Below are 24,493 nucleotides of genomic sequence, written 5' to 3'. Positions count from 1 at the left end.
AGCACCACCGGCAACACCAGCACGACCACCGCCACCCCCACCGGGGAGAGCACCGGCACAACGGACAGTGGCAGCCCGACACCCACGGAATCCGGCCAACCTGCCGCCCGACGCGGCCTGATGGGCGACCTCTCGCTGTCCGCGGTCCTCGCCGGGTTCGTGGCCGTCGTGGTCTCGTACTCCGGCCCGCTGGTCATCGTGCTCGCCGCCGCCACGGCCGGCCACCTGAACCAGGCGCAGACCGGCTCCTGGGTCTGGGCCATCTCCATCGGCAGCGGTCTGACCTGCATCGGGCTCAGCCTGCGGACGAAGATGCCGGTCATCACCGCCTGGTCGACGCCCGGCGCGGCCCTGCTGGTCACCAGCCTGGGCGCCTACTCGTACCCGGAAGCCATCGGCGCGTTCCTCGTCACCGGTGTCGTGATCACCCTGGTCGGACTGACCGGGGTGTTCGGGTGGCTCATCCGGCAGGTCCCCACGGCCGTGGTGTCGGCCATGCTCGCGGGCATCCTGTTCTCCTTCGGCACCGGTGTCTTCACGTCTCTGAAGACCGCGCCGTGGATCGCCGGCCCCGTCCTGCTCGCCTATCTGCTCGGCAAGCGGTGGCTGCCGCGATACGCCGTGCTGATCGCGCTGGCCACCGGCGTGGTGTGCAGCGCCGTCACCTCGCGCCTGCACATCAACCTGCACAGCATCGAGCTGGCCCGCCCCGTGCTGACCACTCCCGAGTTCTCGGTCGCCTCGCTCATCGGCATTGCGGTCCCCATGATCCTGGCCACTCTGGCCTCGCAGAACGCCCCCGGTATGGCCGTCCTCACCGCGTCCGGATACCGGCCCAAGGACCGGCTGCTGATCGGTTCGACCGGCCTGGTGTCCACGCTGCTCGCCCCGTTCGGCTCGCACGCCATCAACCTCGCGGCCATCACCGCGGCGATCTGCACCGGACCCGAGTCCCACCGCGACCCCAAGCGCCGCTACGTCGCCGGCGTCGCGTGCGGAGCGTTCTACCTCCTGATCGGCGCCTTCGGCACCACCCTCGTGGTCTTCTTCGCGGGCCTGCCCAAGGAACTGGTCGCCGCCATCGCCGGCGTCGCCCTGCTCGGGGCGCTGGCCGGCGGCCTGACCGGAGCGGTCACCGAGGAGAAGGACCGCGAGGCCGCCCTGATCACCTTCCTCACCACCGCCTCGGGAGTCACCCTCCTCGGCGTCGGCTCGGCCTTCTGGGGCCTGGTCTTCGGCGTGGTGTCGCACCTCGTCCTCACCCGCTGGCGCACCACCCGCGCCGGCGCGAACGCCCCGCAGCCCGCCACCAAGTAACCGCCTGGCATCGGCAATTACCGACCCGCCACACCTTCAGCGGCCGCTCCGACCATCTGGTCGGGGCGGCCGTTCGCTCTAGCCCTCGGCTTCGATCGGGTCCTCACTCCCGTTCCATTACTCCCCGTTACTACCGTCACTCCCGTAACTCTCGAACCAATGGCTGTCGAAGTAGCGGGCCGTGGAGAAGGGGTGCTGTCGGTCGGTGAGCATGCGGTAGATGAATTCGGTGGTCGTCCCGTCGAAGCGGACCCAGGAGTCGTGGGTGTCTTCCGTGATGAGGATGGGCCACCGGCCGGGGTCGGTGCCCTCGGTGAGCCAGAAGAACGCATCGGCCTGTTCGCTGCTCGCCCACTGCAGGAGCCCGCCGGGCGCGGGGTACAGCTCGTACGGTTCCCATAGGGCGCTGCTTGTCGCGCTTGCCCGTTCGCTCCGCCACGCGGTCCGCCGGACGATGTCAGTGCTCTTGAAGCAGGAACCGGGTACGTGGAGTTGGAGATAGTCGTCGAAGGCGCCGTCCCCGAAGATGTCGACGAGGCGTTTGTAGCCACTGGGCAGCGGAGTCCCGAGGCGGGCCTCGGTCTCCGCCCAGTCGACCGTACGCCTCCCGGAGGCGTCCCATCCGGTCACGGCCACGACCCCGTCCACCCAGGAAGAGCCCTCCGGTACCTCCGCGGCCGGATCCTGCCCTTCCGCGACCAGCACCACGGGCCGTATGCCGTCGTCGAAACGGGCACTGCCGCAGCCGATCCACCGGCTCCCGTGCGCCCAGGCGCGCATCTCGACGAGCCGTTCACCGAACGGGGTCAGGAGCGGCAGCCCCGTCCGCTGGGTGACGGTCGGATCGGCGTACCCGTCCATCGCCAGACTGCGCGGCCGCCCGTAGCGTCCGCTGAGCGCCTCCTGGAGTGCGGACAGGTCGGGTAGCCGGTGCGAAGGGCCCGGAGAGTCCGAGAAGTCCGCAGGGTTCACCGGAGCCGACGGCACCGCCAGACATATGTGGCCCGTCGGGTGTCCGGCCTCTTCACACACCAGATCGCCGGTGCCGGGCCAGGCCAGGCGGTGGACGGCCGAGAGAAGTGCTTCCTGGCCGCTGTGCTCGTCGAGTTCGTTCATGACAGGCATTGAAGCGGACGCCACTGACATCGGCGCCGGCCGCCGGCTGCCGGCCGCTGGCTGCCGGTTTCGGGCTTGGGGCTTTGGGCTACGGGCTATGGCGGGTGGGCTGTTGAGCCATGGCTCTCTCCCTGCCGATGGCGGCCCGCGATGAGCGACACTGAGGCGAGGCGAGATGATCAGTACGGCGAGAGGTGTCTCATGCGCGCGATGCAGTACGAGCGGTTCGGTGGCCCCGAGGTCTTGCGGGAGGCCGATGTGCCGGACCCGGTGGCGGGGCCGGGCGAGAGCCTCGTGGAGGTGGCGGCTGCCGGCGTCAACTTCGGTGACATCAAGCAGATCGCCGGTGAGCACACCGAGGGCCCGTACGCTCCGAAGGGGCCGTTACCGCGCATCCCCGGCATGGAGGTCGTCGGCCGGACCGCGGACGGTCGACGGGTGCTCGGCTATGTGGCACAGGGCGGATACGCCGCGAAGACGGTCGTCGCCGACCGCGACCTGGTCGCGCTGCCGGACGGCGTGAGCGCCGGCGAGGCGCTGGCGTTGCTCGTCCAGGGGCTGACGGCCTGGCATCTGCTGCGCTCGGTCGCGCGGATACGGCCCGGTGAGAGCGTGGTGGTGCATGCCGCCGCAGGCGGGACGGGCAGCCTCGCTGTGCAGCTGGCCCGGGAGTTCGGAGCCGGGCGCATCATCGCCACGGCGTCCTCCGACGAGAAGCGCGCCTTCGCCCTGGAACTGGGCGCGGACGCGGCGATCGACGGTGGCGCGGAGGGCTACCGGGAGCGCGTCCTCGACGCCAATCACGGACACCCGGTCGACATCGTCCTGGACGCCATCGGTGGCCCCGTCCTCGATTCCGCACTGGACGCACTCGGATACCTGGGACGCCTGGTGACCTACGGCGCCTCCTCCCGGCAGACCGCCGCCGGCATCGACCCCGGACGGCTCGCGGTGGACAGCATCACCGTCGCCGGCTTCTGGCTCATCCCGCTGATCGCCGCGAAGGGGGCCGGTGGCCCGGCACTGGAGGAATTGCTCGACCTCGCCGCGCGGCGCCGTCTGCGTCCGCTGGTCGGTGCCGCATACGACCTCGGGCACGCCCGCAACGCCCACGACGACCTCCTGGCCCGCCGCACCAAGGGGAAGCTGATCCTTTCCCCGTGAAGCCGTCACGCCGCGAGTGACGTGCCGATCGGCTGGTGCGTGACCGCGCGGCGGCGGTACAGCGGGGCGAAGGAGACCAGCAGGAGTGCGGCTCCGAGCGGTATGAGGTCCTTGTCGGCGAAGGGCAGTGTGGTGTCGATGAGTACGAGGACGGGTGCCCACGGCTTGAGGATGCGCCGGACGGCGAGCTGGGCGACGAGGATGAGCTGGCCGACGAAGAAGAGCAGGGGCCCGTAGTCGTAGAACACCGGCAGCACTCCAGGTATCGCCTGGATACGGGCGAACAGCTCCTGCATGGCGCCGTGGTCGGCGGAGAGGAACCCCACTACGAGGTCGATGAGGAGCTGCACCGCGACGGCGACGGCTCCTGCTGCGCCGGTCCAAAGGCCCACCGTGGCCAGCCGGTTGGGACCCACCCACGCGCGCATCATGCCGAAGCCCTGCACGAAGAATACGAGCCCGCCGAGGAAGCACAGGTGGCCGGCGCTCCATGCGACGCCCGGTCCGCGGCTGCCGTCGAGGCCGTCGATGATGCGGAGCACGCCGTACGCGCCCATCAGGAGGGGGGCGGTGAGGAATGCAGTGCGTGGTGAAGTCATGGTCAAAAAGTACGGACTCGGCACCCTGAGTTACATCAGGTACCGACCCTGACGCAGCCCCGAGATCCAACCCTGAGGTCCCTCGCGAGCCTGCCCGGAAGTCCGCTCCCACGGTCCCAAGGCCCGCTCCCAAGGAGGCGCCATGAGCGCGCAATTCGCCCTCAGGGATCGCCCCGGAGCCGGTCGCGCTGGATCTGACAGGCGAGGGTTCGCCGCGCGGCGGGCGATGCCAGGGGCGCTGCGGTGCGGGTGGGGGCGCCTGCGGCGGACGGGGCCTTCGTGGGGACGTCGAGAGCCCGGCTGATCTGGTCGTAGGCTTCCCGATAACTGCCGGGCAGGATCGACCGGTGCAGTCTCAGGTCCTCCTCGACGAGGCGGCGCAGCTCATCGACATTCTCGGGGGTGAACCGCTTCCGCCCTCGGGCGAGGGCGTTGACGTAGCGGGTACAGCGCGCGGCGTCGTGGCAGGCCTCCGAGATTTCCTCGGCGAGGCCCCACAGTCGCCCTTCGAGCCATGGGACGTCGCGCTGGTCGAGGGAGAGGTCCATCGGGGGCGGTGGGTCGCCCCTCTTCGCCTTCGTCACCTGCTTGGACACGGCGGGCTGGCTCATCTCCGTGAGCTGGGCGATCTTGTCCTGGGTCCAGCCCAGGCCGGCGAACATCTTGATCATTTCGGTGCGCAGCTTTCGCATCTCCTCGCCCGCGCGAATGACCTCGTTCATGCCGGCCAGTATCCGCGCGGCCTGTTCCTCGGTGAGCGTCCGGGAGGGCTGGTGCGCGCCGCCGTCGTTCGGGTGCCGGGTGTCGTTGCTTCCCACAACTCGGTTATACACCCTCGCCATTCACTGCCATAACCGGGTTGTACAACCTGGTTATGACTGCAACGATGCGCGTCATGTCTCTCACCTTCTCAGCGCCCGATGGCACCCAGCTCGCCTACCGCATACAGGGCAAGGGCCGCCCGGTGGTCTGCCTCCCGGGCGGCCCGATGGATTCCCGTTATCTCGGCGACCTCGGCGGTCTGTCGGCGCACCACCAGCTGATCTTCCTGGACCTTCGCGGCACCGGTGGGTCCGCGATACCCGAGGACCCTTCCACCTACCGCTGCGACCGCCTCGTCGACGATGTGGAGGCCCTGCGCATCCACATCGGACTCGCCCGGATCGATCTGCTGGGCCACTCCGCCGGCGCCAACCTCGCGACGCACTACGCGGCTCGCTACCCGGACCGCGTCCGCAAGCTCGCTCTGATCGCCCCCGGTACTCGCGCCGTCGGCATCGCGATCACCGGCGAGACACGACGTGAGCTCGCGCAACTACGGCAAGGTGAGCCGTGGTTCCGGTCGGCCTTCGCCGCCCTGGAGGCGATCACCGAGGGCGCAGGCAGTGACTGGGAGGCCATCGCCCCCTTCTTCTACGGCCGGTGGGACACTGCCGCGCAGCACCACCACGCGGCCAGCCGGCCGAGCAACCAGGAAGCCGTCGCACTCTTCGCGGCCGAGGGTGCCTTCACCCCGGAGGCCACGCGTGCGGCACTCGCCACCTACGAGGGCCGCGCCCTGCTGCTCGCCGGAGAATTCGACCTGAACAGCCCACCACAGGCGGTCGCGGAGTTCGCGGGGCTGTTTCCCGACGCCACGCTCTCCGTGCAGCCGGGAGCGGGCCACTACCCCTGGCTCGACGACGCCGCCCGGTTCGTGGCGACCACCGCGGCGTTCCTGGGGCAAGCCGCCTGATCACCCTGCTGAGGCGGTCCGTCGGCCTGGCGTTCGGGGGTGAAGGGGCAACCGAGCAGTGTGGGCCGATATTCGTTTCGTGCCGTGGCGGTAGCGCCCTACTGTGGCGCGGTGACGACTCAGATGATCATTCTCAACGGTGGTTCCAGCTCGGGGAAGTCCGGGATCGTACGGTGTCTGCAGGCCGTACTGCCCGATCCCTGGCTGGCGTTCGGGTGCGACTCGTTCGTCGACGCCCTGCCCGCGACGATGCAGGCGTCGGACGGCGGGATCGTGTTCGCGGCGGACGGCGAGGTGAGCGTCGGGGCGGATTTCCGGGCACTGGAGGCGGCCTGGACGGAGGGCATCGTGGCGATGGCCCGGGCGGGCGCCAGGATCATCGTCGATGACGTCTTCCTCGGCGGACCGGCCTCCCAGCAGCGGTGGCAGAAGGCACTTGGCGAACTGGGCGTGCTGTGGGTCGGCGTCCGGTGTGAGAGTGCGGTCGCCGCGGGACGGGAGGTCGCACGAGGAGACCGCATCCAGGGGATGGCGGCGGCGCAGGCGGATGCGGTTCACCAGGGAGTGGTCTACGACCTGGAGGTGGACACGACGCATACCGAGTCCCTGGTGTGTGCGCGGACCATCGCAGCCCACGTCAGCTGATCGCCGGATCGGAGGGCCCGGCCAACCTGTGCGGTCACGGAAGTGGACGTGGGCGGGCGAGGGCTTGCGGACGGGGTGAATGTGCGTTGTGCGGGCGGGCTTGAGCTTTTGCGTTGAATTCCGGCTACCTCACGGCCTGGCCACCGCCCGGCGCGCGCGGTGCCGGCGTACCGCGTCGCGGTTCATGCACCGCGGGGAGCAGTAGCGCTGCCGCCCGGTGGGGGAGGTGTCGGCGAAGATCAGCGCGCACTCGGTCACGGCGCATCGCCGGAGCCGGTGCATGCCCCGTCCCACCAGATGCAGTGCGGTGCCCACGGAGATGAGGGCGAAGAGGAGGGAGCCGAGCGGCTGGTCGGCGTCGCGGTAATGCAGGTGCCAGCCGCTGCCCGCGTGATTGGTCAGCCGCGGATGGGCGGCGGTCGCCTGCAGCATCTCGTTGAGCAGCGCGGCGCGCGCACGCTCGTCGTCGGAGGCGTCGACGACCTTCACCCATGCCTCCAGCGCGACGCCGACACGCGCCAAGTCCCCTGGCGTTGCCGGGTGTTCAAGCACCAGCCCGGCGGCGCGGCAGCGGTCCGTGAGTTCCTCCGGGCTCGTCGGCCGCCGGTTGGCCAGGTCCGCGGCCAGGTTCACGGCATCCTCGCCGTAAGGGTTGAGGTGCATAAGACCATTACATCATCGTGCTCGGCATGGCACACCACGAGCACCACCCACACCACGAACCCGACACCGGACAGACCGGCGAGGTGCGTCGGGCGCGGCAGGACGACATCGCGGAGCTGGTACGCCTGCGCGCCCTGCTGTTCGAGACGCTGGGTGGGGAATTCTTCCATCCCGCATCGGCCGACGGCGATTGGCGCTCTGCACTGGCCGAGGTGCTGGCGGAAAAGTTGGCGGCGACGGACACCGTCCGGATCCTCGTCGTGGACGGCGACGACGGGCTCGCCGCCTGCGGTATCGGTACCGTCGAGCGGTGGTTCCCCGGACCGCACAACCGCAACGGTTCGGTCGGGCATGTGATCGGCGTGGTCACCGACCCGGCGCACCGGCGGCGCGGGCACAGTCGCGCGATCATGCAGGGCCTGCTCGACTGGTTCCGGGAGCGCGAGGTCTCCCGGGTGGACCTGTACGCCTCGGCCGACGGTGAACCGCTCTACCGCGCGCTCGGTTTCGTCGGCCACCCCGACCAGTCGCTGTACTGGCGACCGTGAGAGGTGGTCGGCCGTGACATCCCTGGATCCTCGGCAGCCTCGGCACCCCCGTCCGCCGCACCCGACTCCACATCAGCCGCGGCTGTCTCGGCGATGCGTCACCCCGGGCCGGGGACCGGTGACCGCCGACCTGCCGACGCGCCGCGCAGGGCGGTACCGCTGGTTCGTCCTCGGTATCGCCACCTTCACCCAGGCCGCCTCCGCCTTCTTCGTGCAGGGCATCGGGGCGATGGGCATCGACCTGCAACGGGACCTGCACCTGAGTACGGCCCAATTGGGTCTGTTGCTCTCCGCGGCCCAACTACTGCCGCTGATCGGTCTGTTGGTGGCAGGGGAGCTGCTGGACCGCTACAACGAGCGCTGGGTCGTCGGGATCGGCGGCTGCGTCGTCGCCGCGGGTCTGCTCGTCGGGAGTGCGGCACCGGGATATCTGTCCCTGCTCCTCGTGCTGCTGGTGGTCGGCGCGGGCTACAGCACCGTTCAGCCCGGTGGGAGCACATCGGTGGCGTCCTGGTTCGACGCGTCCCGGCGCGGGCTCGCGATGGGCATCCGGCAGGCCGGGCTGCCGCTGGGGGCGGCGCTGGCCTCGGCCGTACTGCCCCTCCTCGCCGCCGCTGCCGGCTGGCGGGCGACACTCGTGGCCGGTGGTCTGGTCGCCCTGTTGGGAGCCGGCGTGTTCATGGGCTTCTACCGCCGGCCGCCCACCCGAGCCGCCCTGCAGGAAGAAGGTCCGTCGGCTTCTCGCGGCCCGTCGGCTCCTCGTGGCCCGTCGGCTCCTCGTGGCCCGTCGGCGCGGCCCAGGTGGTCGTCCTCGCTCAGGGCGCAGCTGGGTGCTCGGCTGCGGATGCTGCGCGAACCGGCCATGGTGCGGATCATGCTGTCCGGAGCGAGCCTGATTTCGGTGCAGACGGGCGTGGGAATCCTGACCGTGCTGCACCTCCACGAGCGGGCGTCCGTGGGAGCCGGCGCGGCGGCCCTGGTCCTGGTGGCCGCCCAGGCGGCGGGCGCGGTCGGACGGATCGTCCTCGCGTGGTGGAGCGATCGGCGGAGGCCCGGCCACCACCTGCCCGGTCGCTACCTTTCCGGCCCATACATACCTGGCCGATACGCCTCTGGCCGTTACGTCTCCGTCGTGACCTGCATGGTCGCCGTGATCGCGGGGCTGGCCCTGCTGATGACACCCGTGGGGAGCTCACCCGTCGCGGCCTGCGCGGTGTTCGTCTGGCTCGGGTTCTTCGGTCTCGGCTGGTACGGCCCGTGGGTCGCCTACGTGACCGAGTCGGCCCCGCCGGACAAGACGGGCTTCGCGCTCGGCCTGGCCATGTCCGTCAACCAGATCGCCATCGTGGTGATGCCGCCCGCCCTCGGTCTGCTCAAGGACAGCACGGGCAGCTTCACGCCGGTCTGGGGTCTGCTCTCCCTGCTGACCGCTGTCGCCCTGATGCTCACGGCCCGCGGTGAACGTCGGGCCGCGGGGCAGTCGGAAAGGTCGTAGCGGTCGGCGTGCCCCGCTTCACCGTTTCGGTGCTCGTTTCGGCTTCTTGCCGCGTACCGACGGCTGATCCGCGTTCACTTCCTCGGCGCTGCGGTCGCGCTCGTCCTTGGGCGGCTGCCGTTTCAGGGCCTGACCCGTCTCGTCCTGGTGTACCTGCCGTTTCTTGCGCTTCTCGGCCATGCTGACTGACTCCTGAGGTGCGACGACGAGCCGGAATGTGGTCTCCACCACCGCTGTCCATCACCGCACGCCGCCTGGGGACGGGCAACTCGGTGACGGCCATTCCGACCACCGCTCCGGCGTCGCTGAGTGCTCGGCCCTTGGCCGACATGGTTGTGCCGCGCCTCGCCGGGCAGCCGCCTGAAAGCCCGGCGGATTGCCGAGGCCTTGGCGGACCGGTCGACCGGTCACGTTCCGGTCCGTACGCGCAGGACGAACGGGAGACCGCACCTGACGAGCCAGACGACCCTGACGAGCCTGACGAGGAGAGGGAGACCACCCGTGACCACCACTTCGGCAAGCACGTCCGCCACCACTTCGGCAAGCACCCCCACGACCACCTCGGCAAGCCCGTCCGACAAGTCCCGCCAGCTGGCGTCCCTTCCCCTCCTGAAGGGGCAGAAGGCGCTGGTCACCGGTGCCAACTCCGGGATCGGCAGGGCGACCGCCCTTGCGCTGGGGCGGGTGGGGGCCGATGTCGTGGTCAATTACGTCACCGGCCGCGGAGCCGCCGACGAGGTCGTCCGGGAGATCGAGGGCTTCGGGGTGCGGGCGTATGCGCATGAGGCAGACGTGTCGCAGGAGGACCAGGTCAGCGCGATGTTCGCGCGTATGGCCGAGGAGTTCGGCACCATCGACGTCCTCGTGGCCAATGCCGGGCTGCAGCGGGACGCGCCCAGCACCGACATGACCCTCGACCAGTGGAAGAAGGTTCTCGACGTCAATCTCGCCGGACAGTTCCTGTGCGCACGTGAGGCGGCCAGGGAATTCCGGCGCCGCGGGGTGGTCCCGGAGGTCTCCGCCTCCGCGGGGAAGATCATTTGCATGAGCTCGGTCCACCAGGTCATCCCCTGGTCGGGCCATGTGAACTACGCGGCCTCCAAGGGCGGCGTACTGATGATGATGGCGACCCTGGCCCAAGAGCTCGCACCCCACCGGATCAGGGTCAATGCGGTCGCCCCCGGAGCCATCCGTACGCCCATCAACCGCAGCGCCTGGGAAACTCCCGAGGCCGAGGAGGAACTGCTGCGCCTGATTCCCTACCGGCGGGTCGGCGACCCGGAGGACATCGCCAACGCCGTCGCCGTGCTCGCCTCCGACCTCATGGATTACGTCGTCGGCAGCACCCTGTACGTGGACGGCGGGATGACACTCTTCCCCGGCTTCGCCACGGGGGGATGAGCGTCATCACCACGGCATCCGCTCGTCGTTGATGATCCAGTCGTCGCCCAGCTCCTGCCGCAGAGCTGTGAGTGCCGCGTCCGACTGCTGGTCGAAGAGCTCCCGTTCCTCGTCGGACCACGGGGACGGGCCGGCCGGGTCCTTCCAGTCCAGGGAGGACTGGAACCACTCGCACAGCCGGGTGAGTTCGGTGCGGGTGGCCGGGCCGATCGGCAACCGTTGCAGATCCGTCGGGTAGCCGTACGGGTTCTTGAGCTCGTGCGGCCACAGCGGGGTGTGCGGGACGCCGGCTTCGAAGAAGAAGCGCAGGTGCTTGGACATGCTGCAGCCTCTCACGACGGACGAGAGGCCCCACCCTCATTTTTCGCCCGGGGACTTTCCGCCCGGGGCCTGGTCAGTCCGGCCGTACGGAATCGAGGAGCGTGGCGCAGCGGCCGAGCAGGGCCACCAGCGTTGCCCGCTCGTCGTCCGTGAACTCCGCGGCGAGTGCGCGCTCGACGCGGATGGCGCGTGCGTCGGCGTCGTTCATCACCGCCCGGCCCTGCTCGGTGAGCCGGGTTTCCAATACGTTCCGGTGCCACTCGTGCGGGGTGCGCTCGATGAGGCCGCGCTCCTGGAGGTTCTTGAGCACCGTGTTCATGGTCGGCGGCGTCACCCCGCAGGACCGCGCCAGTGCGGCCGCGGAGATCCCGGGCTTCTCGGAGAGGAAGAGCAGGGCCGCGTACTGCGGAACCGTCAGACCGGCCGGCTTGAGCGCCGCGTGCTTGGCGCTCTGGAGCGCCCGCTCGGCGAGCTTGATGGAGGATCCGAGGCGCTCGGACGCGGGCATGGACGTCATCTCCGCATCGTAATGGTTGTGCCGAGGGGCAGACTCCAGCGGTCAACTGAGGGCTCACATACTGATGCGAACATTGACGAGCATTAGAGTTCTAACTTAAGTTCGTGTTCGTCGCCGGTGGGGGCTCTGCGGCTCCCGGTCCGCGCGTGCTCCGGTTCCCGACTTCTTGGGCCGGATCTCTGTCTGCTATCGAGAGGCGCTCACGTTGTCCCGAGAGGCATCCACCTTCTTGTCCCGTACCAACCGGCGCCGGCGCCATGTGCTGGGCGCGGCAGCCCTGGCCCTGACGGCCGCATCCGCCTCCGTCGCCGTCGCCGCCACGGCCCAGGCGGACGTGTCCCCCGCGCACCCGGCCGCCGCCCAGCAGGGCGCCCATGCGCGGGTCTCCGCCGCGTACGACCTGCCGGGTGACCGCGTCTATCCCGAGGGTATCGCCGCCGACCCGGTGAGCGGTGACCTCTACGTCGGCTCGTACCAGACCGGCGCCGTGTACCGGGCGACGCCCGGTCACCGCACCGCCGCCATCTTCCTGCCGGGCGGTACCGACGGACGTAAGACCGCCAACGGCCTCAAGGTCGACCGTGCCGGTCATCTCTGGGTGACCGATTCGACGGCCGGTGTCGCCGTGTACGACCTGCGCAGCCGCGCGCTCGTCGCGCGGTTCGACGTCACGGGGCCGGCCAGGTCCTTCGTCAACGACCTCGCGATCACGCCCGACGGGACCGCGTATCTGACGGACAGCTACCGGTCCGTGCTCTACCGGGTCACCCCGCAGCAACTGGCCGCGGCCGCGGCGCACGGCCGACGGGCCCAGCTGACCACCGCGTACGACCTGACCGACGCGCTCGGCCCGCGCCCGGCGGACGCCGTCAGCCTGAACGGCATCGCGGCCGATCGCTCAGGCCGCTATCTGCTGACCGTCGACATGACTGCCGGGACGCTGTACCGCGTCGACCTGCGCTCCGGTGCGGTGCGCCGGGTCGCGCTGCACGGCGGGGACGTCCTGCACGGCGACGGTCTGGAACTGCGCGGCAATACGTTGTGGGTCGTCCACAACGCCACCAACACGATCAGCCGCTGGCGCGTCTTCGACGACGGTGCGTCGGCGCGCCTGGAGCGCAAGGTCACCGACGAGGCGCTGCAGATCCCCACCACCATGGTGCGCAGCCACGGGCGCACGCTCGTCGTGCGGTCCCAGTTCGACAAGGGCGGCCCCATGGGGCCGGGAACGCCGCAGATGCCGTTCACCGTGGCGACGGTGAACGGCATCTGAAGCGGAAGCCTGAGGTGGGCGCCGGCCGGGCCTGCGACCGGCGGCGCCGTGCCCGGGGCTCAGGGGTGCCAGATCTCCTTGATGCTGTTGATCTGGCCCTCGGAGTCCAGGGTGATGTCGTAGATGTTGCCGGAGCAGGTGTAGGGCGGCTTCACGGCGCTCTGGTTCGTCATGCAGTCGCCGGCGTGCATCCACAGCTGGCCGACCGGAACCGACTTCGTGCGGCCGGGCCCGGTGGACAGTTCCGCCTTGACCTCGCCGGCGAAGAGGTAGTACTTGGCCTTGCCCTGACCGTGGTAGATCCAGTCGTTGGGCGTGCAGACCGGCTTGGCGTCCTTGGCGGACAGGGAGCCCTTCGACGGGGGAACGGCGGGCTCGACCATCTTGTGCCCGGCCGGCAGCTTCGGCGGCGTCCCGCAGTCGCCGGGGCCGTCGGCCTGGTCCGGGGCCTTGTCGCTCGGGGCCGGCTTCTTCGACGGCTGGGCGGAGGCGCTGGAGCCGCCGGAACCCTTGGAGCCGGCACTGTCGCCGTAGGGGTCGTCCTCCGGGCCGCAGGCGGTGAGGCCGACACCGAGCGTGGTGACGAGCGCAAGCGTGCTGATGAGTCGTTGAGTTGGCCTCATGCCGAAAGTCCCCCGTGATGCGCGAAATGACGTGATCATGATTGATCGGGAGAGTTCTACACCAGGGAGCTGTTCGAGAGCCAATCGCGGGGACGGCGGTCGCCGGAACCGGCGCTATTCCTCCGGCACTTCGACGATCAGCAGGGTCCCGCGGCTGCCCGGGCGCACGGTGTGGCGGGCGCCTGCCGGTACGACGTACATCTCGCCCGGGCCCACCGTGAGCTCGACATCGTCGACGGTCAGTGCCAGCGTGCCGTCGAGGACGAGCAGGACCTCCGGTGTGCGGTGGGCCTCCTCCGCCAGCGGGAGTTCGTTCATGCGGAGCACTTTGACGGTGGCCGTTCCGACCTCGGCCAGGGAGCGGGAGCTCCAGGCGTCCGGCAGTGCGGCCGCGGTCCGAAAGACGTTGCTGACGCTCATGACATGCCTCCCCTGCGGACTCCTCCGGTCAGGTCCGGAGGAGTCCGCGCATCGCGATCAATGGATGCTGGGAAGCTATCCGGCCTGCGACGACAAGTGGTCGACCGCAGGGTAAAGCCTCACGTTCGGCCGGGCTGCCGGTCCGGGGGCGGGGTGATCATCGCGGCGAGGACGGAACGCAGGTCTTCGCCGGGCAGCGGGCGCAGGGGGCGCGCCAGGCGGTCGGAGTGGTAGTGCCAGTGGTGGTCGAGGTCGGGGTGGATATCGTCCGATTCCTTGAAGTCGGCGGTCACGCCGAGGAGTTGGGAGAGCTCGGTGCCGAGGTCGTACCAGGTGACATGGCCGCTGATGGCGTTGGCCACACCGTGTACCGGGGCGTCCAGGCAGGACACCACCGCTCGGGCCAGCGCCGCGGCGTGCACCCAGGCAGCGCCGTACCAGGCGTGGCCGCCGGCACCCGGGCGGGGAACGGCCAGCGGCCGGCCCTCGCGGACGGCCTGGTAGAGGACGCCTGTGGCACCCCAGCGCAGCTGGTCGCGGAGCCGGTCGTGCGGGCCCCAGACCAGCGGGGAACGGACCGCGCTCGCGCCGCCCCGCCCCGCGGTGCCGGCCGCCCGGAGCAGCCGCGCTTCACAGTCGACCTTCGCCCGGCCGTAGGGGCTGAGCGGTTCGTGCGAGGGGGACTCCTCGGCCACCTGGCCGCCCTCGGGATGCCCGTACGCGTCCACGCTGCTGACGAAGACGAACGGGCCCCGCGACCAGGCGTCCACCATGGCGTCCATCGCCGCCACATCCACCTCGGGACGGGTGAAGGTGCAGGCCGCGTGGATGACGGCGTCCGCGTCCTGAACGGCCTTGCGCAGCCCGTCGAGGTCGGTGAGGTCGCCCTCGATGACCTGCACGCCGTCCGCCGCGACCAGGTGCGCGGATTCGGGACGGGTCAGGGCCAGTACGGGGCGCCCCTGGGCGACGAGTTCCCGCAGGAGGAAGCTGCCGACGCCGCCGGTGCCGCCGGTGACCAGGACGGTGCCGTTCCGCGCCCGGCCGGTCCGCGGTGCCGGCTGTCCCGCCTGCGCCGACTGGCCAGTACGGCCCGGCTGTCCCGTGCCGGTGGACGCTCGGAAGGATGCGGCGGCGCGTTCCGCGGCCCGGACGTCGAGGAGGGCGGAGACCGCGCGGGGGGTGCGGGCCTGCATGATGTCCAGGCCGGTCAGGGGCAGGGTCAGCGCGCGCCGCAAGCGTTCGGCGAGCTGTACGGCGACGAGCGAGTGGCCACCGAGGGCGAAGAAGTCGTCGTCCGGGGCGGGCGTTCGGCCCAGGAGCGCCGCGAAGCCCTCGCGTACGGCGTCGGCGTGCGGCCCCTCGGGTGCGGGCAGCGCGGGGAGGCCGGGCAGATGCGCCGGGTCCACCGTGCCGTCGGCGCTGCGGGGAAGGACGTCGAGCAGGGTGACCGCGGCCGGGACCAGGCCGGGTGCCAGGCGGTCCCGCAGGTGGGCGCGGAGCTCGGCGGGCGACGGGCCACCGATCTCCCGCAGGACCGCGTAGGCGAGCAGCGGGCCACCGGCAGGGGAGACCACCGTGGCGTCGGAGAGGTCGGGGTGGCAGCGCAGGAGCCGCTCGGCCGGGTGCGCGTCGTCTTCCTGCAACGTGCCGAGCACAGAGGGGAGTTGACCGCCATCACCCTTGGCAAGGTGAGAGAGTGGCAGGTCGTCCGTGGTGGCCCCGAGTGCGGTGAGGACGGCCGCGTAGGTCGCGCCGAAGGCGGTGGCCGCCGCCTCGTCCAGTGCGGCGCGGCGGTACTGGACCAGGGCGGCCGGCCGATCGGTGTCCACCAGGCCGAAGGAGAGGTCGAACTTGGCCTCGCCCACGCCGACCTCGACGTACTCGGCGTCCGTCCCGGGCAGGCGCAGCGTCGTCGGGGTGCCGAGGACGTCCGCGGTCACCCGCACCAGGGACGTGCCGTCCGCACCGCGGGCGGCGGCACCGATCCGGTCCACGATGCGGTCGAACGGCACGTCGGCGTGCTGCTGGGCATCGAGCAGGGCGGCACGCACCCGCGTCAGCAGCGTGCTGAAGGACGGATCGCCGGAGGCGTCGACGCGCAACGGGAGGGTGTTGACGCACAGCCCGACCAGTCCGCGCATGGCCGTTCCCCGGCGGTGCGTACCGGCGATGCCGATCACCAGGTCGTCCTGCCCGGTACAGCGGTGCAGGGCGGCGAACGCGGCGGTGAGCGCCACGGTGAACGGCGTGGCGTGGTGCCGCCGGCCCAGCTCGCGCAGGGCGGCCGGTACCTCCGGGGCGAGCGGTGTGGTGTGGGAGCCGGTGGGCCGGGCGGTGAGGTCGGTGGGCGGGTGGGTGGGGCCGGGGAGGCGTGGGGGAGCGGCGCCTTCGAGCAGGGCGTGCCAGTGGCGCAGCCCCTCGTCGAGGCCGTCGGCCGCGGCTCGGTGTTCGTGCCGGGCGAAGTCGGCGTACTGGGGCGGCTGGGCCTGCGGCTGTGCTTGGGGCTGTGCGGGGTCGGACCCGGGGGCCGGAGCGGAGGCTTCCCGCGGGTGGGCGGCGGTCTCGTACAGTGCGGCGAGTTCCTCCGCCACGATCTCCAGGGACGGTCCGTCGAGCGAGATGTGATGGAACGTCAGGAGCACCGTGTGGTCCTGGGGGCCGTGGCGCAGGACGAGTGCGCGGGGCACGGTCCCGGCGGAGAGGTCGAACCGACGGCCGGCCTCCGCCGCCAGCAGCGCCGGGGCGTCCGCCGGTTCGGCCGGGACCACCGGCACCGCGAACGACGCGGGCGCCGGCAGCACCTCCTGGCACGGCTCGCCGTCGTCCCGCTCCACGTAACGGGTGCGCAGGATGCCGTGCCGGCGGACGAGCTCGGTCAGTGCGGAGGCCAGCGCGTCGACGTCGAGCGGACCGCGCAGCCGGGTGGCGAACGGCACGCTGTACGAGGCGCCGTCATGGCCGAGCCGGTCCATCAGCCACATGCGGTGCTGGGCGCGGGAGAGCGGTGCCGGGCCGCGGTCGGCGGAATCGGGACGGGCGGCGGGTCGGGCCGCGGCGCGTTCCCGGGCCCGGCGCAGCAGCTCCTCCTGGAAGGAAGGGGCGGCGGGGCGGTCAGTGGCCATCGGTGTCCTCCGGGGCGTGCGGGTGAAGATCACCGTGCGCGGCGAGCAACGCCCGCTCGACCAGGGCGGCCTGGCCGGCCACGGTGGGGGAGCCGAAGAAGTCGGCGAGCGACAGTTCCACGCCGAGCTCCTCGCGGAGGTCGTCGGTGACGGCCAGGGCGAGCAGTGAGTGGCCGCCGAGGGCGAGGAAGTCGGCGTCCGGGCGGGTCACTTCGCAGCCCAGGGAACGGCTCCAGACGTCGGCGACGGCCTGCTCCAGCGGCGTCAGCGGTCCGTCCGGGGCCGCAGACACCGGCGAGCCGTCCGGCGCATCCGAAGCATCTGAAGCACCTGAACTGTCTGAACCATCTGAAGCACCTGAACTACCGGAAACCTCGGGCCCCTTCGGGGAGAGCAGGCCGGCCAGCGCGTGGCGGTCGACCTTGCCCGAGGGGTTGAGGGGCAGGTCGGTGACGACGGTCAGTTCGTCGGGTACCAGATGGGCGGGCAGGGCCGCGGCCAGCCGGTCACGCAGGGCGTCCGGCCGGGGGACGGGACCGGGTGCGGCGACGACGAAGGCGACCAGCCGGGCGTCGTCGGGGGCGGGACGGTGCACGGTGACGGCCGCATCGGCCACCTCCGGCTGCTCCCGCAGCGCGTACTCGACCTCCCCCGGCTCGATCCGGAAGCCGCGCACCTTCACCTGGTCGTCCGTGCGGCCGTGGTAGTCGAGCACACCGTCCGGGCGTCTCGAGACCACATCGCCGGTGCGGTAGAGGCGGCCCCGGTGGGGGTGGGTGGTGAAACGTTCGGCGGTCAGCTCCGGACGGCCGGTGTAGCCCAGCGACAGCCGACTGCCGCCGACCCAGAGTTCGCCCCGCTCGCCGTCCGGGACGGGCCGGCCGGCCTCGTCCAGGACGTGCGCGGCGGCCCCCGCGATGGGACGGCCGATCGGTATCTGTCCGGCGCAGTCGGCGGCGGTGACCCGGTGGGCGGTGGCGAACGTCGTCGTCTCCGTCGGCCCGTAGCCGTTGACCAGCTCCAGCCAGGGGAACGCCTGCAGCACCTCGCGGGCATGGTGCGCGGCGAGCGCCTCGCCGCCGACCACGACCGTGCGCAGCGGCGCGAAGATCCGGGAACGGCGCACCGCCAGCTGGTGGAAGAGCGCGGTGGTGAAGAAGGCCACCGTGACCCCGTGCCGCTCCGCCTGCCGGGCCAGGTCCTCCAGAGAGGGCCGCTCGACGGTGCACACCACGACGGCGGCGCCGTTGGCGAGGGCGCTCCACACCTCGAAGGTCGACGCGTCGAAGGTCAGCGGCGAATGGAACAGCACCCGGTCGCGGGGCGTCAGGGTGAGGTACGCCGGGGCGCTGACCAGCTCGGCTATCGCGCGGTGGGCGATAGCCACGCCCTTGGGACGACCGGTGGAGCCGGAGGTGAACATGATGAACGCGGCGGCATCGGGGACGGGCCCGTCAGCCTGGGAACCGTCGGCCTGCGGCTCGTCGAGCCGCGGTTCTTCCACCTGCGGCTCGTCGGGCAGGGCCAGGGTCGGGCCGGCCGGGGCGGCGGATTCCAGCAGCTTGGCGTCCCCGACGGTCAGCGTCACACCGGCCTCCGCGGCCAGCGCCTCGCTCCGCGGGCGCGGGTGCGCCGGATCGAGCGGTACGCAGACGGCCCCCGCCCACCACAGCGCGAGCTGGGCGATGACGGTACGGGCCGAGCGGGGCGTCAGCAACGCCACGGCGTCACCCCGGCGGACTCCCCGCCGGCGCAGATGCCCGGCGAGCGCCCGGGCGGCCCGGACCAGCTGCGCGTACGTCAGCGTGGTGTCGCCGTCCGCCACGGCCAGGGCGTTGGGGGTCCGTTCGGCGTGCCGCGCCACGAGTGCCGGCAGGCTGGTCGGGGCGGGCTCGCTCGACAGGGCGCTTTCGGTGGGCACGGGCCCTTCCTTCCAGGTGTCGTCGGGGTGCGGAGACAGCGGGACGGTCATCTCAGGCCCGCCCCGGCTTCGGGTCCGCATCCGCACGGCGGGCGTCCACCAGGGCCGCCACGGCGCGCAGATCGGGCTGGCGGAGCAGCTCCGGGGCGCGCAGCCGTACGCCGGTCTCCCGCTGGACGGCGGTCAGCAGGCGGGCGGCGATCAGCGAAGTGCCGCCCGCCGCGGTGAAGTTCTCGGCCAGCGTGGTCTCCGGCCGGGCGAGCAGATCGCGCACCGTGCCGAGCACCAGCCGCTCCCCGGGGGTGGATCCGTCGGGGAGCACCTCCGACCCGGGCGGCGCCGCCGGGCCGGACGAACCGGGGCCGGACGAACCAGTGCCGGGCGGTACCGGCGAGGCGCCCTCCTCGGTCGCCCGGCGCACCAGCTCCGCCCGGTCCACCTTGCCGTTGGCGTCCAGCGGGAAGGCGTCGACGAGGCGTACGGCCGAGGGGACGGCCTGCTCGGGCAGCCAGGCCCGGACCGCCGTGAGCAGATCCTCCGCGGTCGGGGTGGCGCCGCCGGCCGGCCGTACGTACGCCACCAGGCGAGTGCGGCCGCCGGGCGTCCGGGGTGCGACGACGACGGCGCTGCGCACCGCCGGGTCCTGCTCGAACGCGGCCGCCACCTCCGCCGGTTCGATCCGCACGCCGCTGATCTTCACCTGGTCGTCGAGGCGGCCGAGGAACTCCAGCAGCCCGTCGGCCCGCATCCGCACCCGGTCCCCGGTGCGGTACAGCCGGTCCACGCCGGGCGGCAGGTCGAGGCCCGCGGGCGGAATGGTGAAGCGGCGCGCGGTCAGGTCGGGGTCCAGATAGCCCAGCGCCAGGCAGCGTCCGCCGAGGCGCAACTCGCCCTCGGCGCCGCGGGGTACGGGCCGGCCGTCGTCGTCGGTGACCACCACGGTCACGCCCGGCACCGGCCCGCCGATCGGCGGTGCGCTCTCCGCGTCCGCCGTCTTGGCGGCGTCCGTGCCACGCATGGCATACGAGGTGGCCATGACGGTGGCCTCGGCGGGGCCGTACGCGTTGTGGACGGTGGCCGTCACGTCCGCGGCCGGGCGGCGGCGCAACCGGTCGCCACCGACGATGAGATGACGGAGCGTCAGGCCGCTGGGCCAAGGACGGTCGAGCAGCGGCTCGATCATCGGGGTGGCCCCGATCGACACCGATACCCCGGCATCGCGCCACCAGTCGGTGAGCACCTCCGAGTCCCAGCGGACCTCGTCCGGGGCGGGTACCAGGGCGGCGCCGGACGTCAGCCCGGCCCACAGTTCCAGCACGTGCGGGTCGAAGGCGACGCCGATGAGCAGGGAGTGGCGGTCGCCCGGGGCCAGCCCGGTTTCCCCGCGGTACCAGTCGAGCAGGGTGCCGAGGGCCGCCTCGGCGACCGCGACCGCCTTGGGGCGGCCGGTGGAACCAGAGGTGAGTACGGCGTAGAACGCCTCGGCGGGCGCGCGACGGGCTCCCGCGCCGGGTCCGTCCGCGAACGCTGCGACGGCCTTCGCCGGGGCATTGGCGCCCACCACCGGCAGGGGCAGCACCACCTGGTCGACCTGCGCCGCCTCGATCCGTTCCGCTCCGGTCCGTTCGGCCTGCCCGGACGCCCGGAAACGGGGCGGCAGCAGCACCGGATCGCCGATCAGACAGGCGACGTCCAGGTCCTGGGTGACGGTCTCGACCCGGCGTTCACCGGGCTGCGGGCCGAGCGGCAGGTAGACCGCGCCGAGGCGGGCGAGCGCGACGGCGGTCACGACCAGCGCGGCCGAACGGTCCAGGCAGACGCCGACCAGGTCGCCGGGCCGGACCCGGTCGCCAAGTGCGTCCGCCACCGCGTCGGCGGCGGTGCCGATCTCCCCGTACGTCCAGGTGTGCGCGCCGTCGATCACCGCGGGGGCCTCGGGCGAACGCGCGGCCCACTCCGCGAAGCGGGAGAGCACACCGGCCGGGGCGCCGGCCGCGGGCTCGGCGCCGTGGGCGATGCTCAGCGGGCGGTCCCGGTCCTGGGGGTGCTGGGAGGTCCGGGGTGCCTGGATGGTCGGGGTCGAGGTCGGGTGCATCACGCCTCCGTCGCAGTGGTCGCAGCAGTCACAGTGGTCACGACAGGGGTGGCCGTGGTGGTCGTAGGAGCCGCGGCCGTCGTGGACGCGGCGGCGAACGCCGCGAGGGCGTCGGCCTGGTCGGCGAGTACCGGGTTGCGGAACAGCAGCCGCAGCGGCGGGCGTTCGCCCAGGTGGGGCTCCAGCCAGGCGGACAGCTGCGCGGCGAGCAGCGAATGACCGCCGACGTGGAAGAAGTGCGAGGCCGCATCGAAGCGGCGGTGGCCCAGGACCTCCTGCCAGCCGTCGGCGAGCAGCACCGTCAGCGGATCGTCGGACACCGGGCCGGTGGCCTCGCCCTCCCCGGCCGGGGCCGCAGAAGCCACCGCCTCCACCGGCACCGTCGGCTCCAGCGCCGCGGCCGTACGGGACAGCGCCACCCGGTCCGGCTTGCCACCGGCCAGCCTCGGCAGCACCTCCAGCCGCGCCCACCGCCCCGGCACCAGAGCGGCCGGCAGCCGGCGGCTCAACTCCGTGTGCAGGGCCTGCTCGTCCCACTCCGCACCCGGTGTGCCCGGGCCGGTGTTCTCCAGGAAGCCGACGAGCCGGGGCCCGCCGGGGGCCTCGCGGTCCAGGACGACGGCGCAGGACCGGCCGCCGAGCACGGCCGAGGCGGCGGCCTCCACCTCCTCCAGCTCGATGCGGTAGCCGCGCAGCTTGACCTGGTTGTCCCGTCGGCCCAGGAAGTGGAGCAGCCCGTCGCGGCCCCGGTAGCCGAGGTCACCGGTGAGGTAGACCCGTTCCCCGCCGAGCGCGTCGACCGTGACGAACCGGGCGGCGGTGGCCTCCGGGTTGCCCACGTACCCCTCGGCGAGCCCGGCCCCGGCGATCGCCAGCTCGCCGACCGCGCCGTCCGGCAGCGGACGGCGCCCGGCGTCCAGGACGTGGATGCGCTCGCCGGGCAGTTCGGTGCCCAACGGGATCTCCGCGCCCTCGGCCAGGCCGTCGCGGGTGATTTCGTGGACGGTGGAGCTGATGGCGGCCTCCGTCACGCCGTAGACATTGAGCACCGTGGCGTCGGTGTCGGCGAGGAAGGCGCGCATCACCTCGGCCGGGAGGCGCTCCCCGCCGAGGACCAGCAGCCGGGGCGCCCACCGGCCGGCGCGCAGGGCGGGGGACATGTCGTCACGGGTGGCGAGGAAGTAACTGGTGGGCAGGTTCGCCACGGTGACCCTGGCGGTGGTCAGCAGCTCGGTCAGCTCGGCCCCGGTCGGCACCTCGTACTCGGGCACGACCAGGCACGCCCCGGCGTACAGCGACGGCAGCACCTCCTCCAGCGCCACGTCGAACGACGGCTGGGCGAACAGCAGCGCCCGGTCACCGGGCGCCAGCCCGAACCGCTCGGCCGCGCCGGTCAGATGGTTCGCCAGCGCCGCCCGTCCGACGGCCACGGGCTTGGGCACACCCGTCGAGCCCGAGGTGTGGATGATGTACGAGGCGCCGGGCACCACCTCGGCCTTCCGGGCCGGGGGCAGGACCGGCGCGTCGACCGGGGCCACCGGAAGACCGGCAGGGACGGAGGGGCGGGAGGCGAGGGGCGGGGCGGAGCAGTCGGCCGGGCCGGTGACCGGGGCCTCGGCGGGGGTCAGTACCAGGGCCGGGGAGAGCCGCTCCAGCAGCAGCTCCAGCCGCGCCGGCGGGTCGGACGGCGACAGCGGGCAGTACACCGCTCCGCTCCGCAGACACGCCAGCAGCGTCACGACCGAGTCGAGGCCGCGCGGCAGCACCGCGGCCACCGGCTGACCGGCCGTCACCCCCGCGGCAGCCAGCCGCTCCACCAGCGAGTCCACCAGCGCGTCGAGGTCACCGTAGGTGATCCGGCGGGCGCCGACGAGCAGTGCCGGCAGCGACGGGTCATGGGCGGCGGCGGGGTCCAGCGGGTCACGGCCGGCACCGTCCTGGGCCGCCGGCGCGAGGGGCGTGCCGGCCGCGGCCGGGACCGGCTCGGGAACCGACGGCAGCGCCAGGTCGGCGAGGACGGTGCCGGGGGCGTCGAGGTAGGCCCGCAGCAGGTCGAGGAACCGCCCGGCGAGCAGCTTCGCCACGTCCTCCCCGAACATGTCGGCGTCGTAGTCCCACACCAGCGTCATGCCCGGCGCACCGTGCCGCGGGGTGACCCCGCGCCGGTCGTCCGGGAGCAGCACCACGTCCAGGTCGAAGCGCGTGGTGCCGGTGTTGAAGCCCTCGAACAGCGTGATGTCCAGACCGGGCACGTCGATCTCGGGCAGCTCCGCGTCATGGGCGCTGAACATGACGCTGAACAGCGGGTTGTCCGCACCCGAGGTGTGCAGACCCAGCGCCCGGGTCAGCTCCTGGACCGGCACCTCCTGGTGCGGCAGCGCACGGATCAAGGTGTCGGTCACCTCGTCCATGGACTCCTCGGCCGGTGCGTCCGGATCCAGCCGGAGCGGCAGCGGAATCGTGTTCACGAACATCCCCACCGCGTCCTCGAACCCCCGCGGGCGGTTGCCGACCGCGGTGCCGATGACCATCTGCGTACGCCCGCTGTGCCGGCGCAGCAGCTCGGCGAAGAGCCCCAGCAGCGCGGCGAACGGCGTCAGACCGCGGGCACGGGCGTGCTCCCGCAGCCGTCCGGCCAGGTCGGCGCCGATCGACTGGCGCAGCTGCCCGCCGTGGTGGCGACGCCGCGACCCCGGCCGGGACAGCCCGGGCAGCGGCATGTCGTAGGAGAAATCGCGCAGTTCACCGGTCCAGAACTCAAGCCCGGCCCGCCGCTCCTCGTCGCCCGCGGCACCGCCGTCCCGCTGCACCCGGACGTGATCGGCGTACGAGGACGCCGCGGGCAACTCGACCGGCCCGCCCAGGACATGGCCCCGGTAGACGGTGAAGACGTCCCGCAGCAGGATCGCGAAGGAGTGGCCGTCGTGGATCAGATGGTGCTCGACGTGGATGAGCCGGTGCCGGTCCTCCGCCAGCCGGACCAGCGTCCAGCGCAGCAGCGGCGCCTGATAGGTGTCGAGCGGGGTCTCCGCCTCGGTGCGCAGCAGCTCCTCGAAGGCCCGGTCGGGGTCGTCCGCCCCGCTCAGGTCCACCGTCCGCAGCCGCGGCGCACAGTCCTCGGCGACCCGCTGGCCCGGCACCGCGCCGGGGACGGCGACGAGTTCCAGCCGCAGACCGGGGTGCCGGTCGAGGACGGCGGCGAGCCCGCGGTGCAGGGCTTCGGCGTCGAGGGTGCCCCACAGATCGAGTGCGGCGGTGAAGTTGTACGCGCGGCTGCCCGGCTGCACCTGTTCGTGCAGCCAGACAATCTCCTGCGAGGAGGAGAGCGGAAGCATGGGCGGTCCTTGATGTGTGGTCGGATCGGAGTGGCGCGGCCGGGCACGGTCGGGCCGGCCGCGCAGTGCGCAGGCCGGGCCGCGGATCACACGGCCGGCCGCGAGGTGGCCTCAGGGGCGAGGGGACGTGCGAGGAAAGAGGTAAAGACTGAGATGAAGAAGGGAAAGAAGAGGCAGAAG

Annotated in this window: 21 protein-coding genes; 8 read left to right on the top strand and 13 right to left on the bottom strand. The window is 72.2% G+C overall.

Features of this window, described 5'->3' with window-relative positions; genetic code table 11:
* The first annotated feature begins 120 nt into the window (after positions 1-120).
* Complete coding sequence (locus ACGF4C_RS09215; protein WP_030411637.1) at positions 121-1,317, top strand: benzoate/H(+) symporter BenE family transporter; 1,197 nt, start codon at positions 121-123, stop codon at positions 1,315-1,317.
* A gap of 117 nt (positions 1,318-1,434) precedes the next feature.
* Here the strand turns inward: ACGF4C_RS09215 and ACGF4C_RS09210 are convergent, their stop codons facing one another.
* Positions 1,435-2,433: a hypothetical protein gene (locus ACGF4C_RS09210; protein WP_393564637.1), complete on the bottom strand. Its 999-nt coding sequence runs from the start codon at positions 2,431-2,433 to the stop codon at positions 1,435-1,437.
* A gap of 201 nt (positions 2,434-2,634) precedes the next feature.
* On the opposite strand from ACGF4C_RS09210, the gene ACGF4C_RS09205 reads away from it, so the two are divergent.
* Entirely contained in the window at positions 2,635-3,597 is a 963-nt protein-coding gene (locus ACGF4C_RS09205; RefSeq protein ID WP_393564636.1) for a zinc-binding alcohol dehydrogenase family protein, read from the top strand.
* 5 nt (positions 3,598-3,602) lie between these two features.
* On the opposite strand, the gene ACGF4C_RS09200 is transcribed toward ACGF4C_RS09205, so the two are convergent.
* On the bottom strand, positions 3,603-4,196 hold the full coding sequence (locus ACGF4C_RS09200; protein WP_393564634.1) for a hypothetical protein: 594 nt from the start codon (positions 4,194-4,196) through the stop codon (positions 3,603-3,605).
* A 161-nt stretch (positions 4,197-4,357) separates the two neighbouring features.
* Positions 4,358-5,014 carry a sigma-70 family RNA polymerase sigma factor gene (locus ACGF4C_RS09195; protein WP_393564632.1) on the bottom strand — a complete coding sequence of 219 codons (657 nt, stop codon included), beginning with the start codon at positions 5,012-5,014 and terminating at the stop codon, positions 4,358-4,360.
* Positions 5,015-5,091: 77 nt separating this feature from the next.
* Between ACGF4C_RS09195 and ACGF4C_RS09190 the strand changes: the two genes are divergently transcribed.
* Together ACGF4C_RS09190 and cpt are read left to right on the top strand one after the other, a co-directional pair.
* The gene (locus tag ACGF4C_RS09190; RefSeq protein WP_393564630.1) at positions 5,092-5,931 is read left to right on the top strand and encodes an alpha/beta fold hydrolase; all 840 of its coding nucleotides are present in this window, start codon (positions 5,092-5,094) and stop codon (positions 5,929-5,931) included.
* Positions 5,932-6,042: 111 nt separating this feature from the next.
* On the top strand, positions 6,043-6,576 hold the full coding sequence (gene cpt / locus ACGF4C_RS09185) for a chloramphenicol phosphotransferase CPT (RefSeq protein ID WP_393564629.1): 534 nt from the start codon (positions 6,043-6,045) through the stop codon (positions 6,574-6,576).
* Positions 6,577-6,705: 129 nt separating this feature from the next.
* Here cpt and ACGF4C_RS09180 read toward each other — a convergent pair whose 3' ends face one another.
* Positions 6,706-7,239 (bottom strand): CGNR zinc finger domain-containing protein, encoded by a 534-nt coding sequence (locus ACGF4C_RS09180; RefSeq protein ID WP_393564627.1) that lies wholly within the window; start codon positions 7,237-7,239, stop codon positions 6,706-6,708.
* A gap of 26 nt (positions 7,240-7,265) precedes the next feature.
* Between ACGF4C_RS09180 and ACGF4C_RS09175 the strand changes: the two genes are divergently transcribed.
* Both ACGF4C_RS09175 and ACGF4C_RS09170 read left to right on the top strand, forming a co-directional pair.
* Positions 7,266-7,787 (top strand): GNAT family N-acetyltransferase, encoded by a 522-nt coding sequence (locus ACGF4C_RS09175; protein WP_393564625.1) that lies wholly within the window; start codon positions 7,266-7,268, stop codon positions 7,785-7,787.
* A gap of 118 nt (positions 7,788-7,905) precedes the next feature.
* The gene (locus tag ACGF4C_RS09170; protein ID WP_393564623.1) at positions 7,906-9,282 is read left to right on the top strand and encodes an MFS transporter; all 1,377 of its coding nucleotides are present in this window, start codon (positions 7,906-7,908) and stop codon (positions 9,280-9,282) included.
* Positions 9,283-9,300: 18 nt separating this feature from the next.
* Here ACGF4C_RS09170 and ACGF4C_RS09165 read toward each other — a convergent pair whose 3' ends face one another.
* Positions 9,301-9,462, bottom strand: coding sequence for a hypothetical protein (locus ACGF4C_RS09165; RefSeq protein WP_393564621.1), 162 nt, complete (start codon positions 9,460-9,462; stop codon positions 9,301-9,303).
* A 411-nt stretch (positions 9,463-9,873) separates the two neighbouring features.
* Between ACGF4C_RS09165 and ACGF4C_RS09160 the strand changes: the two genes are divergently transcribed.
* Positions 9,874-10,683, top strand: coding sequence for an SDR family oxidoreductase (locus ACGF4C_RS09160; protein ID WP_393565004.1), 810 nt, complete (start codon positions 9,874-9,876; stop codon positions 10,681-10,683).
* A gap of 6 nt (positions 10,684-10,689) precedes the next feature.
* Here ACGF4C_RS09160 and ACGF4C_RS09155 read toward each other — a convergent pair whose 3' ends face one another.
* Together ACGF4C_RS09155 and ACGF4C_RS09150 are read right to left on the bottom strand one after the other, a co-directional pair.
* Positions 10,690-11,004 (bottom strand): hypothetical protein, encoded by a 315-nt coding sequence (locus ACGF4C_RS09155; protein ID WP_393564620.1) that lies wholly within the window; start codon positions 11,002-11,004, stop codon positions 10,690-10,692.
* Positions 11,005-11,077: 73 nt separating this feature from the next.
* Positions 11,078-11,521, bottom strand: a complete 444-nt coding sequence (locus ACGF4C_RS09150) for a MarR family winged helix-turn-helix transcriptional regulator (RefSeq protein ID WP_393564619.1) — start codon at positions 11,519-11,521, stop codon at positions 11,078-11,080.
* 229 nt (positions 11,522-11,750) lie between these two features.
* Here ACGF4C_RS09150 and ACGF4C_RS09145 point away from each other — a divergent pair, with 229 nt between their 5' ends.
* Positions 11,751-12,794 carry an SMP-30/gluconolactonase/LRE family protein gene (locus ACGF4C_RS09145; protein ID WP_393564617.1) on the top strand — a complete coding sequence of 348 codons (1,044 nt, stop codon included), beginning with the start codon at positions 11,751-11,753 and terminating at the stop codon, positions 12,792-12,794.
* Positions 12,795-12,853: 59 nt separating this feature from the next.
* On the opposite strand, the gene ACGF4C_RS09140 is transcribed toward ACGF4C_RS09145, so the two are convergent.
* The 6 genes from ACGF4C_RS09140 to ACGF4C_RS09115 all read right to left on the bottom strand — a co-directional run bounded on the left by ACGF4C_RS09140 (position 12,854) and on the right by ACGF4C_RS09115 (position 24,313).
* Positions 12,854-13,417 (bottom strand): hypothetical protein, encoded by a 564-nt coding sequence (locus ACGF4C_RS09140; protein WP_393564616.1) that lies wholly within the window; start codon positions 13,415-13,417, stop codon positions 12,854-12,856.
* A 114-nt stretch (positions 13,418-13,531) separates the two neighbouring features.
* Positions 13,532-13,837, bottom strand: coding sequence for a cupin domain-containing protein (locus ACGF4C_RS09135; protein ID WP_393564614.1), 306 nt, complete (start codon positions 13,835-13,837; stop codon positions 13,532-13,534).
* Between the two features lie 119 nt (positions 13,838-13,956).
* Positions 13,957-16,962: a condensation domain-containing protein gene (locus tag ACGF4C_RS09130; RefSeq protein ID WP_393564612.1), complete on the bottom strand. Its 3,006-nt coding sequence runs from the start codon at positions 16,960-16,962 to the stop codon at positions 13,957-13,959.
* Positions 16,952-18,883 carry an amino acid adenylation domain-containing protein gene (locus ACGF4C_RS09125; protein WP_393564610.1) on the bottom strand — a complete coding sequence of 644 codons (1,932 nt, stop codon included), beginning with the start codon at positions 18,881-18,883 and terminating at the stop codon, positions 16,952-16,954. The genes ACGF4C_RS09130 and ACGF4C_RS09125 overlap by 11 nt, the downstream gene beginning before the upstream one ends.
* Before the next feature lie 52 nt (positions 18,884-18,935).
* On the bottom strand, positions 18,936-20,978 hold the full coding sequence (locus tag ACGF4C_RS09120) for a non-ribosomal peptide synthetase (RefSeq protein WP_393564608.1): 2,043 nt from the start codon (positions 20,976-20,978) through the stop codon (positions 18,936-18,938).
* Complete coding sequence (locus ACGF4C_RS09115) at positions 20,978-24,313, bottom strand: amino acid adenylation domain-containing protein (RefSeq protein ID WP_393564606.1); 3,336 nt, start codon at positions 24,311-24,313, stop codon at positions 20,978-20,980. The genes ACGF4C_RS09120 and ACGF4C_RS09115 overlap by 1 nt, the downstream gene beginning before the upstream one ends.
* Positions 24,314-24,493: the final 180 nt, after the last annotated feature.

It is taken from the genome of Streptomyces sp. NPDC048197, from assembly GCF_043202395.1.
GTDB lineage: Bacteria > Actinomycetota > Actinomycetes > Streptomycetales > Streptomycetaceae > Streptomyces > Streptomyces siderophoricus.
This window is presented reverse-complemented; position numbering and strand designations above follow the sequence as displayed.

Coding starts and splice junctions, on each gene's coding strand:
- ACGF4C_RS09215 (WP_030411637.1), top strand. CDS start 121: ATGGGCGACCTCTCGCTGTCCGCGGTCCTCGCCGGGTTCGTGGCCGTC.
- ACGF4C_RS09210 (WP_393564637.1), bottom strand. CDS start 2,433: ATGAACGAACTCGACGAGCACAGCGGCCAGGAAGCACTTCTCTCGGCC.
- ACGF4C_RS09205 (WP_393564636.1), top strand. CDS start 2,635: ATGCGCGCGATGCAGTACGAGCGGTTCGGTGGCCCCGAGGTCTTGCGG.
- ACGF4C_RS09200 (WP_393564634.1), bottom strand. CDS start 4,196: ATGACTTCACCACGCACTGCATTCCTCACCGCCCCCCTCCTGATGGGC.
- ACGF4C_RS09190 (WP_393564630.1), top strand. CDS start 5,092: ATGTCTCTCACCTTCTCAGCGCCCGATGGCACCCAGCTCGCCTACCGC.
- ACGF4C_RS09180 (WP_393564627.1), bottom strand. CDS start 7,239: ATGCACCTCAACCCTTACGGCGAGGATGCCGTGAACCTGGCCGCGGAC.
- ACGF4C_RS09175 (WP_393564625.1), top strand. CDS start 7,266: ATGGCACACCACGAGCACCACCCACACCACGAACCCGACACCGGACAG.
- ACGF4C_RS09165 (WP_393564621.1), bottom strand. CDS start 9,462: ATGGCCGAGAAGCGCAAGAAACGGCAGGTACACCAGGACGAGACGGGT.
- ACGF4C_RS09155 (WP_393564620.1), bottom strand. CDS start 11,004: ATGTCCAAGCACCTGCGCTTCTTCTTCGAAGCCGGCGTCCCGCACACC.
- ACGF4C_RS09150 (WP_393564619.1), bottom strand. CDS start 11,521: ATGACGTCCATGCCCGCGTCCGAGCGCCTCGGATCCTCCATCAAGCTC.
- ACGF4C_RS09140 (WP_393564616.1), bottom strand. CDS start 13,417: ATGAGGCCAACTCAACGACTCATCAGCACGCTTGCGCTCGTCACCACG.
- ACGF4C_RS09135 (WP_393564614.1), bottom strand. CDS start 13,837: ATGAGCGTCAGCAACGTCTTTCGGACCGCGGCCGCACTGCCGGACGCC.
- ACGF4C_RS09130 (WP_393564612.1), bottom strand. CDS start 16,962: ATGGCCACTGACCGCCCCGCCGCCCCTTCCTTCCAGGAGGAGCTGCTG.
- ACGF4C_RS09120 (WP_393564608.1), bottom strand. CDS start 20,978: ATGCACCCGACCTCGACCCCGACCATCCAGGCACCCCGGACCTCCCAG.
- ACGF4C_RS09115 (WP_393564606.1), bottom strand. CDS start 24,313: ATGCTTCCGCTCTCCTCCTCGCAGGAGATTGTCTGGCTGCACGAACAG.